At 71.8% G+C, this 15,816-nt stretch carries 17 protein-coding genes; 8 read left to right on the forward strand and 9 right to left on the reverse strand.

Annotated elements, in window-relative coordinates; translation table 11 throughout:
• Window positions 1–14 precede the first annotated feature (14 nt).
• Together OG207_RS35085 and OG207_RS35090 are read right to left on the reverse strand one after the other, a co-directional pair.
• Window positions 15–203 carry a DUF5999 family protein gene (locus OG207_RS35085; protein ID WP_030009772.1) on the reverse strand — a complete coding sequence of 63 codons (189 nt, stop codon included), beginning with the start codon at window positions 201–203 and terminating at the stop codon, window positions 15–17.
• A 261-nt stretch (window positions 204–464) separates the two neighbouring features.
• Window positions 465–1,085: a hypothetical protein gene (locus OG207_RS35090; protein WP_329104270.1), complete on the reverse strand. Its 621-nt coding sequence runs from the start codon at window positions 1,083–1,085 to the stop codon at window positions 465–467.
• Between the two features lie 488 nt (window positions 1,086–1,573).
• Between OG207_RS35090 and OG207_RS35095 the strand changes: the two genes are divergently transcribed.
• From OG207_RS35095 to OG207_RS35105, 3 genes are all read left to right on the forward strand, one after another.
• Complete coding sequence (locus OG207_RS35095; protein ID WP_329104273.1) at window positions 1,574–3,106, forward strand: glutamate-cysteine ligase family protein; 1,533 nt, start codon at window positions 1,574–1,576, stop codon at window positions 3,104–3,106.
• 162 nt (window positions 3,107–3,268) lie between these two features.
• The gene (locus tag OG207_RS35100; protein WP_443072791.1) at window positions 3,269–4,108 is read left to right on the forward strand and encodes a CPBP family intramembrane glutamic endopeptidase; all 840 of its coding nucleotides are present in this window, start codon (window positions 3,269–3,271) and stop codon (window positions 4,106–4,108) included.
• Window positions 4,109–4,301: 193 nt separating this feature from the next.
• Window positions 4,302–5,036 carry a hypothetical protein gene (locus OG207_RS35105; RefSeq protein ID WP_329104276.1) on the forward strand — a complete coding sequence of 245 codons (735 nt, stop codon included), beginning with the start codon at window positions 4,302–4,304 and terminating at the stop codon, window positions 5,034–5,036.
• 80 nt (window positions 5,037–5,116) lie between these two features.
• On the opposite strand, the gene OG207_RS35110 is transcribed toward OG207_RS35105, so the two are convergent.
• Both OG207_RS35110 and OG207_RS35115 read right to left on the reverse strand, forming a co-directional pair.
• Entirely contained in the window at window positions 5,117–5,959 is an 843-nt protein-coding gene (locus tag OG207_RS35110; RefSeq protein WP_329104278.1) for a PhzF family phenazine biosynthesis protein, read from the reverse strand.
• Between the two features lie 105 nt (window positions 5,960–6,064).
• A complete protein-coding gene (locus tag OG207_RS35115) occupies window positions 6,065–6,289 on the reverse strand; it encodes a hypothetical protein (protein ID WP_329104281.1) in 225 nt (74 codons plus the stop codon).
• Window positions 6,290–6,302: 13 nt separating this feature from the next.
• Between OG207_RS35115 and OG207_RS35120 the strand changes: the two genes are divergently transcribed.
• Complete coding sequence (locus OG207_RS35120; protein ID WP_329104283.1) at window positions 6,303–6,998, forward strand: response regulator transcription factor; 696 nt, start codon at window positions 6,303–6,305, stop codon at window positions 6,996–6,998.
• On the forward strand, window positions 6,995–8,359 hold the full coding sequence (locus tag OG207_RS35125; RefSeq protein WP_329104284.1) for a sensor histidine kinase: 1,365 nt from the start codon (window positions 6,995–6,997) through the stop codon (window positions 8,357–8,359). Before OG207_RS35120 ends, OG207_RS35125 begins: the two co-directional genes overlap by 4 nt.
• Here the strand turns inward: OG207_RS35125 and OG207_RS35130 are convergent.
• From OG207_RS35130 to OG207_RS35140, 3 genes are all read right to left on the reverse strand, one after another.
• Window positions 8,325–8,828 (reverse strand): SgcJ/EcaC family oxidoreductase, encoded by a 504-nt coding sequence (locus OG207_RS35130; RefSeq protein WP_329104286.1) that lies wholly within the window; start codon window positions 8,826–8,828, stop codon window positions 8,325–8,327. The genes OG207_RS35125 and OG207_RS35130 overlap by 35 nt on opposite strands.
• 639 nt (window positions 8,829–9,467) lie before the next feature.
• Complete coding sequence (locus OG207_RS35135; protein ID WP_329104288.1) at window positions 9,468–10,349, reverse strand: helix-turn-helix domain-containing protein; 882 nt, start codon at window positions 10,347–10,349, stop codon at window positions 9,468–9,470.
• A gap of 9 nt (window positions 10,350–10,358) precedes the next feature.
• On the reverse strand, window positions 10,359–11,192 hold the full coding sequence (locus tag OG207_RS35140; RefSeq protein WP_329104290.1) for an alpha/beta fold hydrolase: 834 nt from the start codon (window positions 11,190–11,192) through the stop codon (window positions 10,359–10,361).
• A 464-nt stretch (window positions 11,193–11,656) separates the two neighbouring features.
• On the opposite strand from OG207_RS35140, the gene OG207_RS35145 reads away from it, so the two are divergent.
• Entirely contained in the window at window positions 11,657–12,277 is a 621-nt protein-coding gene (locus OG207_RS35145) for a PadR family transcriptional regulator (protein WP_329104292.1), read from the forward strand.
• A gap of 87 nt (window positions 12,278–12,364) precedes the next feature.
• On the opposite strand, the gene OG207_RS35150 is transcribed toward OG207_RS35145, so the two are convergent.
• A complete protein-coding gene (locus OG207_RS35150; protein WP_329104294.1) occupies window positions 12,365–12,793 on the reverse strand; it encodes a type II toxin-antitoxin system Rv0910 family toxin in 429 nt (142 codons plus the stop codon).
• A 172-nt stretch (window positions 12,794–12,965) separates the two neighbouring features.
• On the opposite strand from OG207_RS35150, the gene OG207_RS35155 reads away from it, so the two are divergent.
• On the forward strand, window positions 12,966–13,937 hold the full coding sequence (locus OG207_RS35155) for an EamA family transporter (protein WP_329104296.1): 972 nt from the start codon (window positions 12,966–12,968) through the stop codon (window positions 13,935–13,937).
• Window positions 13,938–14,099: 162 nt separating this feature from the next.
• Window positions 14,100–15,059, forward strand: a complete 960-nt coding sequence (locus tag OG207_RS35160) for a DMT family transporter (protein WP_329104298.1) — start codon at window positions 14,100–14,102, stop codon at window positions 15,057–15,059.
• Here the strand turns inward: OG207_RS35160 and OG207_RS35165 are convergent.
• A complete protein-coding gene (locus tag OG207_RS35165; RefSeq protein WP_329104300.1) occupies window positions 15,041–15,784 on the reverse strand; it encodes a pyridoxamine 5'-phosphate oxidase family protein in 744 nt (247 codons plus the stop codon). The genes OG207_RS35160 and OG207_RS35165 overlap by 19 nt on opposite strands.
• Between the last annotated feature and the right edge of the window lie 32 nt (window positions 15,785–15,816).

Below are 15,816 nucleotides of genomic sequence, written 5' to 3' on the forward strand. Positions count from 1 at the left end.
CCGGACGGCTTCGCCTAGGCCGCCGCGAGCGGGCGGTGCGGGGCGATGATCTGGCCGTCCGGCAGCAGTTCACCGGTGTCCTCGAAGAGGAGGACGCCATTGCACAGCAGGCTCCAGCCCTGCTCCGGGTGGTTGGCCACCGGGCGCGCGGCCTCCCGGTCGGCGGATTCGGCTGACGGGCAGGCTGGCTGGTGCTGGCACATGGATGCGTTCTTTCGCTGCGGTGTGGTCTGTGTGCTACGGCTCGATGCGTGATTCATGGCCGTCCCCCTGGGTCATCCCCGCACCCGCGGGGAGCGTGTCATCAGTCTTCCTCCATGACAGCCGCTTCGCAGGTATTTCCCGGCAGCCGTCCTCACAGATTGATGACGCATCACTCGTGCGGGCGGTTCAGGCCAACTCCCCTGTCATTTCGGATGGTTCGCGAGTGGCCCGGGTGGACTAGGCCGAATGAGTGATTCAGGTCAGGCGGCGGGTGCGGCCAGGGAGGGGGGCGGCGCCGTCGGTGTCGGGGTGAGCCGACGGGTGAGTACGGGCAGCAGCTCGGAGACCGGATGCGGCCGGTGCGCGGCGATGCCGGGCGGGGCCGGGGCGAGGGGTACCAGCAGGTCCTCGCCGGCCGGTAGCCCGGCGGCGGCGTCCGCGCCCACCGCCCCGTGCAGCCACAGGGTCAGCATGTAGAGCTCCGGAACCGACAGCAGCCGTGGCTGGTAGCCGGTGGTGAGGGACTCCGCCTGACGCAGGGCGCGTTCGGTGGCCGCGACGTAGGGGCCCTCGAAGAAATGGGAGAAGACCCAGCCGTCGGGAGTCAGCCGGGTGTCGGCCGCCGCGACGTAGCGGTCCCCGCTGCGGATCAGGAACCGCCAGCCCGTGAGCCGGGTGCGCGGCGGCCTGCCGCCGGCCGCGAGGTTGGACATGCCCAGCCGGTCGAGGACGTGCACCGGAAGCGGGAGTTCGGCGGTCAGCGGCCCTTGGATCGCGCGCAGGGCCGGGGTGTGCGCCTCGTGGACGGCGGTGGGGGAACCGAGTGCCGCGAGGACGCTGCGCAGGGCGGGCGCGGGAGCCGGAGGGACATGCAGCGGCATGGTGGGTCGCCTCTCACTTGGGAGACCGGTGGAACGGGGGCAGGTGCGGACTCGCATTCTGGGGCCAGAGGGGGGCCGAGGGGCAATGGCCGCGCGCCAACTCTCTGCCTCGTTTGCGGAGTTTATACGACATGTGTTCACGCAGTGTTTCGGCTAGCTGTCCCGCCTATTGCCGGCAAGGCGCTTACCGGACCCGCTGACATGACGTTCATGGCGGCTGCGCGCGAACATGTCGCGCTGACCTCGGAGGTTACCGGATGGGGGCTCGGCTGGAAAGCTTCGGTTATCCCAACGAGGCAAAGTCGAAGCGGAATTTGCATACCGCGACTTGCCAAGTGAATGTGCCGAAGCGCCCTTCGGCCAAACCGGCGCGCGCTCCTCGTCACGCACGCCCCCCGCGCGTTATGGATCACGCTGCCGGGGCATCATCGACCGTAACGCGCGCCTGGGGTGTACCGGGCCAGGCCCACTCGAGGAGGGACGCTTCGATGGGGGAGAAGGTCGTGGCGGGCGGATTCGACCTGTCCGATCGGCAGCGGTATCGAAGGAAGCTCCACGAGTGCCTGGAGGGACTGGAGCGGCTCCTGGCGGAGAAGAGGTTCGATCGCCCGAAGAACATGATGGGACTGGAGATCGAGCTGAATCTCGCGGGTGCCGACGGATTGCCGAGAATGGTGAATGCGCAGGTGCTGGAGCGGATTGCGAGCCCTGATTTTCAAACCGAACTGGGAATGTTCAACCTGGAGGTGAACGTCCTTCCGCACCGGCTGGGTGGTCGAGTATTCGACCGGCTCGCCGAGGAACTCAGCGCCGGGCTGGGCTATGCCCACCGGAAGGCCGCGGAGATCGACGCCGGAGTGGTGATGATCGGCATTCTGCCGACGATCTCCCGCGCCGACCTGGTCACCGCGAACCTTTCGGCGGTGGACCGCTACTCGCTGCTCAACGAGCAGATCCTGATGATGCGCGGGGAGGACTTCACGCTCGACATCGACGGCGTCGAACGGCTGATCTGGACCTCCGGGTCGATCGTGCCGGAGGCCGCTTGCACCTCCGTACAGCTGCACCTGCAGGTGACGCCGGCCCGGTTCTCGGCGGTCTGGAACGCGGCGCAGGCGGTGGCCGCGGCACAGATAGCCGTCGGCGCCAATTCGCCCTTCCTGTTCGGGCGCGAGCTGTGGCGGGAGTCGCGGCCGCCGCTGTTCACGCAGGCCACCGACACCCGGCCGCCCGAGCTCCAGGCGCAGGGCGTGCGGCCCCGCACGTGGTTCGGGGAGCGGTGGGTGGACTCGGCGTACGAGCTCTTCGCCGAGAACGTCCGCTACTTCCCCTCCCTGTTGCCCATATGCGACGAGGAGGAGCCGCTCCGGGTGCTCAACGAGGGCGGGGTACCGGGCCTGCAGGAACTGGTCCTGCACAACGGCACCGTCTACCGGTGGAACCGGCCCGTGTACGGGGTCGCCGACGGGGTGCCGCACCTGCGCGTGGAGAACCGGGTGCTGCCGGCCGGGCCGACGGTCGCCGACGTCGTCGCCAACGCCGCCTTCTACTACGGGCTCGTACGCACCATCGCGGACGAACCGCGCCCGGTCTGGACCCGGCTGCCCTTCGCCGAGGCGGAAGCCAACTTCGACGCGGCCTGCCGGTACGGCATCGACGCGCGGCTGCGGTGGCCGCGCCGCGGCCGGGCCGGGGGGCTGGCGAGCGTGCCCGCCGTACGGCTGGTCCTGGACGAGCTGCTGCCCATGGCCGCTGCGGGGTTGGACGCCTGGGGCATCGAGCCCGCGGACCGGGACCACTACCTCGGCATCATCGAGGAGCGCTGCCGGCGCCGGGTGAACGGGGCGACCTGGCAGGTGGACACCTACCACCGGGCACTCGCCGCCGGACTGGAGCGGGACGAGGCGCTGGCTGCGACGACCCGCAGGTACAGCGAGCTCATGCACAAGGGCGACCCGGTGCACACCTGGCCGGTGGGGCTGACGGAGGAGGTGACCGCCTCGGTGCCCGTCGTGCGCTGACCGGCTCCGGCCGTGGCTCCGGCGGTGGCTCCGGCAGTGTCTCCGGCTCCGGCTGAGGGCTCCGCTGGCCCGCCCGCCTGCGCTCCCGCCCGCTCGCCCGACGCCCCCGGCGATCTTGTTGAGGGCCCCGCAGTGATCCTCCCAGTCCGCCGAGGAGGCAGTATGGGGTGGTCGCAACGGGATGGCAGGACGGAGTCGGGCGTGCGGACGGAGCCGGAGCCGGTGTTCTTGGAACTGGACGAGGACGGGCGGCGGCGCCTGCTGCGCACCGAGACGCTGCTCGTCCTCGCGCTGTCGTTGGGCGCGAGCGGGGTCTCGGCACTCATCAGCTTCATCGGCTCGCTCACCAAGCCCGGCGGCCTCAAGGACCAGGCGGCCACGCTCAACGGCTCCTACGCCCCGGGCCGGCCCTGGCTGGACCTCGCCTGGCAGCTGTTCGGCATCGCGAGCGCCCTGGTACCCGTACTGCTGGTCGCGCACCTGCTGACCCGCGAGGGCGCCCCCGGGCTGCGGGCACTGGGCTTCGACCGCACCCGGCCCTGGTGGGACCTCGGCCGGGGCGCGCTGGTCGCGGCCGGGATCGGTAGCGCCGGGCTGGCCTTCTACTTGGGCGCCCGGGCCACCGGATTCAACCTCACGGTGGTGCCGGAGGCGCTGCCCGACGTGTGGTGGAAGTTCCCCGTACTCATCCTCTCCGCACTGCAGAACGCCCTGGTGGAGGAGATCATCGTGCTGGCCTACCTGCTGCGCCGGCTCGGCCAGCTGGGCTGGTCGCCCATGGCCGCGCTGCTGGCCAGCTCGGCGCTGCGCGGCTCCTACCACCTCTACCAGGGCATCGGCGGCTTCATCGGCAACATGGTGATGGGCGTCGTCTTCGTCCTCGCCTACCGGCGCTGGGGCCGGGTGGCACCGCTCTTCGTCGCGCACGCGCTCCTCGACATCGTGGCCTTCGGCGGGTACGCGCTGCTCGCGGGCAAGGTGGGCTGGCTGCCGACCCCGTGACCGCCTCCCTGACCGACCCCTGACCGACGGTGGCCCACCCGATCGGCCCTTCCGGGCGGTGACGGACGCGGGGGCGGTGCGACGCTGGAGGCCAGTGCTGTGACCGGCAGGGTCCACCGGGTCGCCGTGCCAGGCACGACGGGCACGCCCGGCCCGCCTGTCCGGCCACAGCACCAGTGAGGAGGCGCACCCGGTGGCTGTTCTGGACTCCCTGGTGCCGTTCGCGCCGTTCCTGGTGCCCGTGGTCACGGGCCTGGTGGGCGGGATCAGCCTCCTCATTCGGGACCGACGGGAGGCGCGCAGCAGCGATCACCACTACCGCAGGCGCCTGGAGAAGGCCGCGCTGGAGATCCAGTTCCTCACCGGCTGGCTGCAGGCCAAGGAGCTGGCGCCGACCGATGCGCCGCCCCCGGATCCGGAGCCCGGACGCTGGCTGGACGAGTGCTACGCGTCGGTGCGCCGGGCCAAGGCGGACACGGGCGGCCGCCACCGGACGGGGCCGGTCTCGCTGCGCCGCCTGCTGCTCCTGGGGGAAGCGAGCGGCCCGGCGAAGAGCGTGCGGGTCGTCTACTGGATCTCCCTCCTCCTGTTCAACGTCGCGCTCGCGTGGTGGGTGAACGCGCTCATCGCAGGCGTACCCGGCTTCATGCACGAGGACGGTGTCTCCGAGTCCGAGGAAATCGCCTCCTACCTGGGGGCGGCGGGCGTCCTCTTCGTCATGTCGGCCCTCCTGTGGGTGTGGACGGTGCACTTGGGCGCGGCGGAGCCGAAGCAGGTGTACCGCAAGCGGATCGACTCGGCCGCGTGGGAGGAACAGGAGCGGAAGCGGCGGAGTGCCGCACACGCGAAGGCGGTTGCGAAGGCCAGGCGCGCGAAGGGGGACGTGCAGGGGGACGGGGACGGGGACGGGGGCGGGTCCGCGGGCTGACCCGCTCGGACAGGCACCTCCGGCCCGGCCCGGTTTGGCGTCCTCGTCCTCGTCCTCGTCCGCGTTCGTGTCCCGTGTGCTCATCCCGCCCGTTCGGCCCCGGGCGGCGGCGCGAGGAGCTCTCCGTCCACGACCGTGACGGCCCGGCCGGTCAGCAGGGTGCGCTCGCCCGCCAGGGTCACCCGTACCAGCCCGCGGCGCGCACCGCCCTGGAGGCCGGTCAGTTCGGTACGGCCCAGCCGCTCCGCCCAGAACGGGGCGAGCGCGGTGTGGGCGCTGCCGGTGACCGGGTCCTCGTCGATGCCGAAGGCGGGGAAGAAGCCGCGGGAGACGAAGTCGTACCCGAGGGAGGGATCCTCGGCGGGCGCGGTGACGATCACCCCCCGCCGGGCGAAGGCGCGCAGGGCGCCGTGGTCCGGTTCCAGCTCGCGCACGGTCTTCTCGTCGGCGAGCTCCACGACGAGGTCACCGATGTGGTCGGCGGTGTCGTGCACCGAGAGGATCGGGGGACCGCCGAGCGCATGGTCCACGGCGGCCGGCGCCGCCACCGGGGTCAGCGAAGAGGTCGGGAAGTCCATGGTGACCGTGCCGTCCTCGGCGGCCTCGGCCGTGAGGACGCCGCAGCGCGCGGAGAAGCGGATCAGTCCCGTGGCGAGCCCGCTGGTGGCCAGCACGTGCGCGGTGGCCAGGGTGGCGTGGCCGCACATGTCCACCTTGGCGGCCGGGGTGAACCAGCGCAGCGCCCAGTCGGCTTCCCCGCCGGGCGGCAGGGGGTGGGCGAAGGCGGTCTCGGAGAGGTTCATCTCGCAGGCCACCTGCTGGAGCCAGGCGTCCGGGGGGAACGCTGCGTCGAGGAGCAGGACTGCCGCGGGGTTCCCCTGGAAGGGTCGGTCGGTGAAGGCGTCGACGATTCGGATGCGCATGCTCCGACGGTAGGGCGGTTTCTTGATCATCGACAAAGGCCAATCGGGGGTGACTGGCCCTGTCCGGTGTGGTGCCGCCCGCGCAGTCCGGCCCCGACCGGACCGTCACGGATCGTCCAGTTCCCCGGAGCCCGCCGCCGCGCCCGCATCGACGACGACCTCGCCGCCCGGACCGAGCGTCCGACACCCGAACCACACCGGATCGTCGACGCGGCGGCGGTCCGCGGGGCGGCGGTCCGCGGGGCGGCGGTCCGCGGGGCGGCGCGCAACGCCCGGTACGCAGGGCTCCGGTTCACCCTTGCCGCCGTGAACCGGCTTGTCCGTACGCACTAGTGTGCGCAGTGTGCGCGTACTTCTGGTGGAAGACGATGAGCCGGTCGCCGAGTCCCTGCTCCGCGGCCTGAGCCGCTACGGCTTCGACGTCGAGTGGGTCACCACGGGCGGCGCGGCGTTGGGTCACGAGGGTCCGTACGACGTCGTCCTCCTCGATCTCGGGTTGCCCGACACCGACGGCCTCGACGTGTGCAAGGCGCTGCGCGGGCGCAGTGCCGTGCCGATCATCGTGATCAGTGCCCGCAGCGACGAGACGGACCGGGTGGTCGGGTTGGAGCTGGGCGCCGACGACTACGTGTCCAAGCCGTTCGGGGTCCGGGAGGTCATCGCGCGGATACGGGCGGTGATGCGGCGCGTGCAACCCCGCACCCCGTCGACTCTGGAGAGCGCCCCCGACCGGTACGGTTCCCGGCTCACCATCGACCGCAGGGCCGCCCGCGTCCGGCTGGACGGCCAAGAGGTGGCGCTCGCCCCCAAGGAGTACGACCTGCTCGCCTTCCTCACCGAGGAGCCCGGCGCGCTGATGTCCCGCGAGCAGATCATGGAAGCCGTCTGGGACGCGAACTGGTTCGGGCCGACCAAGACGCTGGACGTGCACGTCGCGGCGCTGCGGCGCAAACTCGTCGGGGCGATCACCATCGATGCGGTACGGGGGGTCGGCTTCCGGCTCGAGGTCGACAAGGGCGGGAACGACGCCGCTCCATGATCCGCCAGCTGATCCGCAGCTACATCCTGCTCGTCGCCGTGGCGATCCTGCTGTTCACCGTGCCGGTGGCCTTCACGCTCACCGCCCAGCTGCGCGATGACACCGAGGCGTTCGTCAAGCGCGAGGCGACCACCATGGCCCTGCTGTTGGGCAACGGCAACGCCAGCTCCTGTCAGGCGCTGGAGGAGGTGGTGCGGGCGTACGAACAGGAGACCCACGACCGGGTGCAGGTGACCGTCACCGACACCTGTGCGCCGGACATTCCCGCGCCGGCCGCCGACGCGGTCCTGTCCCGGGCGCTGAAGGACGGGGAGACGACGACCGACTGGGGTTCGGACCTCATATGGGGCCGTGACCTGGTGATCACCGTCCCCGCGAAGGACCGGGGCCGGATCGTCGGCGCCGTGCGCATCGTCTATTCGACCGGCAACCTCACCCACCGGCTGTGGACGATCTGGGGCTTCCGGGCCGGGCTCGCGGTGGCGGTGCTCGGGGTGGCCGCCCTGATCGGCGCGGTGGTGGCCCGCCGGCTGACGCGTCCGCTCCGCCAACTCAACGACGTGGCGAGCAGGTTCAGTGACGGCGACCTGTCCGCACGCTCCCCGGTGGAGGGCCCGCAGGAGACCCGGACCCTCGCCCGGACCCTCAACCAGGCGGGCGAGCGGCTGGACACGCTGATCGCCTCGCAGCGCATCTTCGTCGCGGACGCCTCCCACCAACTGCGCACGCCGCTCACGGCGTTGCGCCTGTCGCTGGACAACATCGCGGACGGCGTCGACGACGAGTTCGTGCACGAGGACGTGGAACTGGCGACCACGGAGGTCGTCCGGATGAGCCGCTTGGTCAACGGTCTGCTGGTGCTGGCCCGGGCGGAGGCCAAGGTGTCCGCGGCCGAGCCGCTGCCGCTCAGGGACATCGTGGAGGAACGGCTGTCGGTGTGGAGGCCGGCCGCCGACGAGCGCGGAGTCACCATCGCGTTCGGGGCGGGCGTCGACGGCCGGCCGGCGGTGTTGGCCAGCCCCGGCCATCTGGACCAGGTGCTAGACAACGTGCTCTCGAACGCGCTGGAGGTCTCACCGGACGGCGGCACGATCACCGTCCGGATCGACCCCCGCGGTGCCGAGGCCGTGCTCTCCGTCCTCGACGAGGGACCCGGCATGTCGGATGCGGAGAAGTCCCGCGCCTTCGACCGGTTCTGGCGCGGTCAGGGCCTGACCGGGCGCTCCGGTTCGGGCCTCGGCCTCGCCGTCGTCAAGCAGCTGGTGACGGACGACGGCGGCACGGTGACCCTGCAGGACGCTCCCGGCTCGGGTTTGTGGGTGGTCATCACCCTTCGGGCATCTTCGAGGAGTGGTGGTTGACGATCAGCCACTTGCCGTTCCGCTTTTCGTACTCGTACGAGTAGCGGGCTTTCACGGTGCTCTTCGCTCCGGTCTTCGGGTCGGTGAGCGTGAATGCGTAGACGCCGGTGTCGATGGCGGAGTTCTTGTCGAGGACGTTGACTATGGTTTCGACCTTCACGCCGACGGGCTTGTTCTGCAGGAAGTGCTCGAAGTAGTCGACGATTTCCGCACGGTCGGTACGGATCTTGTTGGAAACCGTGGGCAGGAGGACCGCGTCGCTCGCGTAGAGGTCGGCCACCTTCTTCGGGTCACCGGTCTGCAGGGCCTTGTTCCAAGTGTCGAAGAGGCCTGCGACCTGGACCTTTGTGGGTTGGGGGTCCCGGTGCTGGGGCCCGGCCGTCGCGGCGACGGTGCCGACGGTACCTAGGGTCAGGACCGTGGCGGCGGCGACGACGGCTGCGCGCTTGCTGAGGGAACGACGGGTCAACGCATCTCCAGGGTGAGGCGGGTCGGAGCGGTCTGCTTCCCGTCGGGAAGTCCCTGCCGGGAGGCCCTCGGGGGAAGCGGCTCCAGACTCGCCGGCCACGGTCCAGGAACGGTGCAAGCGGGCTCCAGCGCAGGGCCAGGACACGGCCAACCCACGGGGAGTGGTCGTCGCGTCACTCCGTCCGCTCTGTCCACTCCGTCCGCTCCGTTCGCTCGGTTGCCGGGCCTCCAGTCCCACCGGGCCCCACGGACGTGCTGCGGTCGTGGTGTCGACGAGGTGGTTCCACAGAGCTTCGATCCCGGGCCGACCGCGCAGCCCGAACCGTTCGGGGGTCCACATCCGGCCGCCGCGGACGCTCGGGTCGAGCACAGCACGGTCCGGACGGCGGGCCGTGCGAGGGGCAGCGTCCTTGCCGGCGCATCGACCTCGGTCTGCAGCGGTCCATCGTCGGCTCCACGAACTGCGTTCGGTCCCACGTCGATGACCGATCCGAGTTCGGTGGCACGGGGCACCTGCCCTTTGACAGCCGAGTCAGTCCATGCGATGGCCTGACCTGGGGGGATTACGGGACAGCCCTGAGGGTGGATGTCAAAGGAGAGTTGTCGGTCGGGAGCAAGGCGAGGGCCGCGGCTGAGCGGTTCAGCGCCGGCCGGAACCGCGTGCGCCACCTGTCACGGGCCTCCCTGCCCGCCAGAAGTCCGGCCACGCGACGTCGTCGATCGCCAGCCACGGCGCGGCGGCGACGGCAGTCGGCGTAAGCCCCGTGAACGCCTTCACGTCGCGGTGCAGATGGGGCTGGTCGACGTAACCGCTCTCGGCCGCGACACCGGCGGGAGGGAGACCCGCCGCGAGTAGATGGGCCGCACGGTCGAACCGCACCAGCTGGGCGGCGCGCTTCGGGGTGATGCCGAGCTGTGCCCGGAAACGCGCCCACAGGCGCTTGCGGCTCCAGCCGACCTCGTCCGCCAGGCTGTCGATACGCACCCGGCCGCCGCCGGTGACCGTCCGCCTCCAGACGTGGGCGACCTCCGGATCGACCCGCAGGCCGTCCCCGATCCGCCGGCGGATGATGTCCGCCGCCATCGCATACCGCTCGTCCCACGACCCGGCTGCACTCAGCCGCTCCTCGATGCGTCCGGCGTCGCGGCCCCAGACGTCAGCCAAGGACTCCACGCTCCCGCTGGCCCCGGCCGACGAGCCGAGCACCGCGGCCGCCACACCCGGCTGAAGCCGGATCTGCAGGCACTCGCCCACCAGGCCGGACGCCCGTAGCTCCCCGGGGGCCAGGCCGATCACGACACTGCCGTGTCCGCGCCGGCCCCGCGTGTCGTAGACCAGGCCGTCATCGTCGCTCAGATCGATGAGCAAGGTGACGGACGGATGCGCGACCATGGCGATGTCGACGGGCGTGGGGACACGCTGGCGGAATCCGGCCATGCTGATGCCCGGCAGCCGGTTCGAAGGCACCGGTACCGCGATGTCAACGCCCGACCACACGGGGGGCACGCCCTGCGACGACACGACACCAGTCTAGGCCGGGCCCGTTGGCGGGTTTCCGGCGCAAAGGGCCGCGAAGTCCAGTAGCAGCCGGCCCACCGGCTCGGGCGCTTCCAGCACGGGAATGTGCCCGACGCCCGGCATCATCTCGACCCGCACGTCCGGCACGACGTCGTACTGGCGCGCCGACGCAGGATCCCACCGGGGATCGGCAGCGCCGAAGACCACGAGTACCGGGAGCCCGAGGGCGGCGAGCCGCTCGGGCACCGGCTGCTCGGCGAGGTAAGCGGTGTTCTCGCGCAGCACTTTGCGGAACGCGCGGTACGTGGTGCTCCGCACGTCGGCGACCATGCCGGGCGGGATGGGCGCAGGGCCGGCGAGCGTGGCGCCGATGCCTTTGCGGATCATCGCATCCGAACGTCGCGACCACAGCAGCGGCCCGAAGGGCGGTGCCAGCATGGCGCGGAGGATGGCCGGCTGCGGCAGGAGCGCGTCGATGCGCGGGCCGGTACTGATCATCGCCAGCGAACCCACCAGGTCGGGGCGCTGCTCCGCGAGCGCGGTGGCGACGTAACCGCCGCTGGAGTGGCCGGCCACGGTGACCGAGCGCAGCCCGAGTTCGTCGAGCAGCGCCGCCACGCGGCCCGCCTGCGCCCGAACGTCGTAGGACACGGCGGGCGGGGACTGGCCGCAGCCCGCGAGGTCCATCCGGACGACATGATGGCGGGCGGCGAGGGCCGGGACCACCGGCTCCCAGGAGGCGCCCGAGGCTCCAGATCCGTGGATGAGCAGCAGCGGCGGCGCGTCCCGCGGTCCGTCGCGGTCCACATGCATCGACTGCGCGTGCTGTGCGTCGTGGTCGTCCATGGGGCGATGGTGCGGGGGGCGGCGGCTGCCGGTCTTGTACGAATGTCGCCAAGGGCCCGCGGCGGGCGCGCCCCGCATCTGGATGGACGTGCATGCAGCGAGCGGCGCGTGGTCGCCGAGCCGGTCGCGTGTGTGACGGTAGCCAGCTTGTCGGTCGAACTCCGGTCACGGCATTGCCCCTTGGGGGCATCCGGAGGCAGACCGTACAGCACCTCCAGGATGCGCCCCTCCCGGCAACGAGCCTGGTCAGCGGCCTTCTTGGGAAGCTCTGCGATCCGGGCAGTCGGCGGAACCCGTCGCGCCTCCTCCGTCGGCCAGGCGCACGACCGGGTGCGGGACCGCTGCCCCGCCGCACTATCGACGACAGGTTCCGATATATCGTTGACAGGTCGCGAGGTGTCGCCGATAGTGGAGACATCGGACAACCGATGAAGCAACGACAACGTGACGAAAGGAGCGCAGTCATGCGTTCACGCGGACAGCACGGACACGAGCACGGCCATGACCACGGACGGGGCCACGACCACTGCGGGCCCGATCGTCGGGAGGGTTTCAAGGGGCGGCGCGCCGCCTTCGGCCCGTTCGGCCCGCCCTTCGGCGGAGGCCCCTTCGGTGGTCGCGGCGGACGTGGCGGACCGCGGGGTCGGGCCCGGCGCGGCGATGTGCGCGCCTCGATCCTGGCGCTGCTCGCCGACCGGCCGATGCACGGCTACGAGATGATCCAGGAGATCGGTGAGCGCAGCGGCGGGGCCTGGAAGCCCAGCCCGGGCTCGGTCTACCCGACCCTGCAGTTGCTCGAGGACGAGGGGCTCATCGCGAGTGCGAGCGAGGGCGGCAAGAAGCTGTTCACGCTCACCGACGCCGGCCGCACCGAGGCCGAGTCGGGCCCGGACGCCCCGTGGGCGGATGCCGGGCGCGGCTTCGACTTCGAGGCGATGCAGGAGGTCCGGACGGCCGGCATCGGTCTGATGGAGGCCTTCGGGCAGGTCTTCAAGACCGGCTCGCCCCAGCAGCGGGAGAAGGCCCTCGGGGTCATCAACGACGCCCGCAAGAAGCTCTACCTGATCCTGGCCGACGAGCACTGAGCCCGACCGGCCCCGGCGTGCGGCGGCGCGCCCCGCGAGTTCGTCTCGCGGGGCGCGCCTTCGCGTGCGGAGCGTACGGCCCGGAGGTCAGACGACCAGGCCGGCCAGCTTGCGCAGCGACTCGTTCAGTGCGGCGGTGGCCGAGTCCTTGAGCTTGCCCGCCATCAGGGAGACGGCGGCCCCGGTGAACTCGCCGTCGATGCGGACCGTGGTGGCCTCGCCGTCCGGGATCAAGGTGTACCGGGTGAGGACCGCCACGCCCATCGGGCCCTTGCCGGTGATGGCGAAGAGGCGCTCGGCCTCCAGCTCCGAGACGGTCCAGACGACCTCGGCCGGGAAGCCCATCATCTTCATGTTCTCCGCGAAGGTGGCGCCGACCGCGAGGGTCTCGGGTCCGCCCCCGGGGAAGTTCGTGTGGGTCATGCTCCACTGCCCGTACGCGTCCCAGTCCGTCAGCTGGGACCAGAGCAGCGCGGCGGACGCCTCGATGCGTGATTCCGCGGTGACTTCGGCCATGCGGCCACCCCTTCTCGTCGGGTACGTGCGGCGGAAGGTAGCCCCGGCGGGCGGAACATTCAATACTGACGACCTGTCAGACGTGGCCGCGGTCGACCGGCCGTGATCTCGACTCCGTCTCAACAGGTGTCATCCCCGTGACGGTCCTGACCCACCCTGTCATGATGGCGGGATGCAAGCGTCAGGGAGAAATGCCGGACTGGGCCTCGCCCTCGTCTCGGCGTTCGCGTTCGGTGGTTCCGGAGTCGCGGCGAAGCCGCTGATCGAGGCGGGTCTGGACCCCCTCCACATGGTCTGGCTCAGGGTGGCCGGGGCGGCGCTCGTGCTGTCCCCGCTGGCCTGGCGCCACCGCGACCTCGTGCTGTGCAGGCCCGCGCTGCTCGCCGGCTTCGGGCTGGTCGCCGTCGCGGGTGTGCAGGCCTTCTACTTCGCCTCCCTGTCCCGCATCCCCGTCGGCGTGGCCCTGCTGCTGGAGTACCTGGGCCCGGCGCTGCTGCTCGGCTACATCCGCTTCGTGCAGCGCAAGCCCGTGACGCGCGCCGCCGCCGCGGGCGCGGCCGTGGCCGTCGTGGGGCTGGCCTGCGTGGTCGAGATCTGGGCCGGGCTGAGCCTGGACCTGCTCGGCGTGCTCTTCGGCCTCGCCGCCGCCTGCTGCCAGGCCTTCTACTTCGTCTTCGCCGACCAGGGCGCCGACGGGGACGACGCCCCCGACCCGCTCGGGGTGATCGCGTACGGCATGCTCGTCGGCGCCCTGGTGATGACCGTGATCGCCCGGCCCTGGGAGATCGACTGGCAGGTGCTGGGCGGCGAGGCCTCCGTGGGCGGCACGATGGTGCCCGCGCCGGTGTTGCTCGCCTGGGTGGTGCTGGTCGCGACCGTCTTCGCCTACCTGACCGGTGTGGTCTCGGTGCGCAGGCTCTCGCCGCAGGTCGCCGGCGTCGTGGCCTTCCTGGAGGCGGTCGTCGCCACCGTGTTCGCCTGGATCCTGCTCGGAGAGCACCTTTCCACCTGGCAGATCGTCGGTGGCGGTCTGGTGCTGGGCGGCGCCTTCATCGCGCAGTCCGCCCGGCCGGTCCCGCCGGTGCCGGTCGTCGCCGAGCAGGCCGTGCCGGGCCGTGAGGCGGCCGCGGTCGGCAAGGGCTAGGGTGGCGGACATGCATTCGACCGTGCTTCCGCCTCCCGCCGCCTAGCGCGGGCGGCGCCACCACGACAGGTACCCGGTCCGGGAGCTCCCCGGGCGGGTCCGTGCTGCCCGCGAAGCGATGACCTGCTTCTTTCATCCTTCACGCATGCGCGGAGACATCTCGTGTCGAACCATTCGCCCGCTGCCGGGCGCAGTCTGCTGTACCTCGTCGTCGCCGGAGCCGCTTGGGGCACCGCCGGGGCGGCCGCCTCCCTCCTCTTCCTGGCCAGTGACCTCGGCCCGCTCGCCCTGTCCTTCTGGCGGTGCGCGGGCGGCCTCCTGGTGTTGCTCGGAGTGCTCGCCGTGCGCGGGTCCCGGTCCGTCCCGGGGCGGGTGCGGCCCCCGGTGGCTTCGCTGATCGTCACCGGGCTCCTCTTCACCCTCTTCCAGGCCGCGTACTTCGCCGCCGTGCGCGATACGGGCCTCGCGGTGGGCACCGTGGTCACCCTCGGCGCCGGGCCCGTGATCATCGCGCTGGGGGCCCGGTACTGGATGGGCGAGCGGCTCGGCCGCGGCGGCGCGGTCGCCGTCGTGGGGGCGCTGGCCGGACTGGCCGTACTGGTGCTGGGCAGCGGCGGCGGCGAGGTGCGGCCGCTCGGCGTCGGCTGGGCGCTGTTGTCGGCCGCCGGGTACGCGGGCATGACCCTGCGGGCGCGCTGGCTCGGGCAGCGCGGGGCGGGCGGGGACCCGCTGGTGACCACCGCCTGGTCGGTGGCCGTGGGCACGGTGTGCCTGCTGCCGCTCGCCGCGGTGGAGGGGCTGCTGCCGCACACCGCCGATCTCGGACGGGTGCTCTGGCTGCTGGTGTACGTCGCCACCGTGCCGACCGCACTGGCGTACGCGCTCTACTTCACGGGTGCCGCCGCGGTACGGGCCGCCACCGTGTCGGTGATCATGCTGATCGAGCCGGTGAGCGCGGCGGCGATCGCGGTCCTGCTGCTCGGGGAGCGGCTGACCGGCGCCGTGGTGCTGGGTACCGTACTGCTGCTGACGGCGGTGGGCGCGCTGATCGTGGCGGAGGCCCGCGGGCCGGTGGCCGCGCCCACCCCCGTGCGGCGCAGCCCTCAGAGCGCGCTGAGGTAGTCCGGTACGGCGATGCCGGGGGTCAGGTCCGCGGCGGGCACCGGGGTTCCGTACGCCGGGGCCACCGGGACCACGCCCGCCCAGTGCGGCAGGTCCAGGTCCTCGGCGTCGTCGTTCACCGGGCCGCTGCGGATCTTCGCTGACACCTCGGCGAGGTCCACGCGGATCACCGAGGTGGCGGCGAGTTCCCGGGCGTTGGCCGGCCGGGTGTCGGCGGAGCGGCCCGGGGCGACGGCGTCGACCATGGCGTCCAGGGCCGTCCGGCACTCCGCCTCGTCCGTGACCTGGTGGGCGGTGCCGTGCACGACCACCGAGCGGTAGTTGAGCGAGTGGTGGAAGGCCGAGCGGGCCAGGACCAGTCCGTCGACGTGGGTCACGGTCACGCAGACGGGCAGGCCCGGGTCGGTGCGGCGGGCCGCGAGCAGCGGGCGCGAGCCGGTCGAGCCGTGCATGTAGAGCGATTCGCCGACCCGGGCGTACAGCGTGGGCAGGACCACGGGCGCGCCGTCGCGGACGAAGCCGAGGTGGCAGACGTAGGCGCCGTCGAGTATCGAGTGCACCGTCTCGCGGTCGTAGCGCGCCCGGTCGCGGGAACGGCTGGGGACGGTGAGGTCGGTGGGCTCGTAGCTTCCGGCCGATCCGTCCGCGGCGGGCCCCTCGGTCCCTTCGGTCCTCTCGGTGGGTGCGGTCGTTGCGGGCGGTTCCGTCGCGGGCGTGGCGGTCATGGTGCCGACTCCATTGCACTAGTGCATACTGG

The organism is Streptomyces sp. NBC_01439, from assembly GCF_036227605.1.
Classification (GTDB): Bacteria; Actinomycetota; Actinomycetes; order Streptomycetales; family Streptomycetaceae; genus Streptomyces.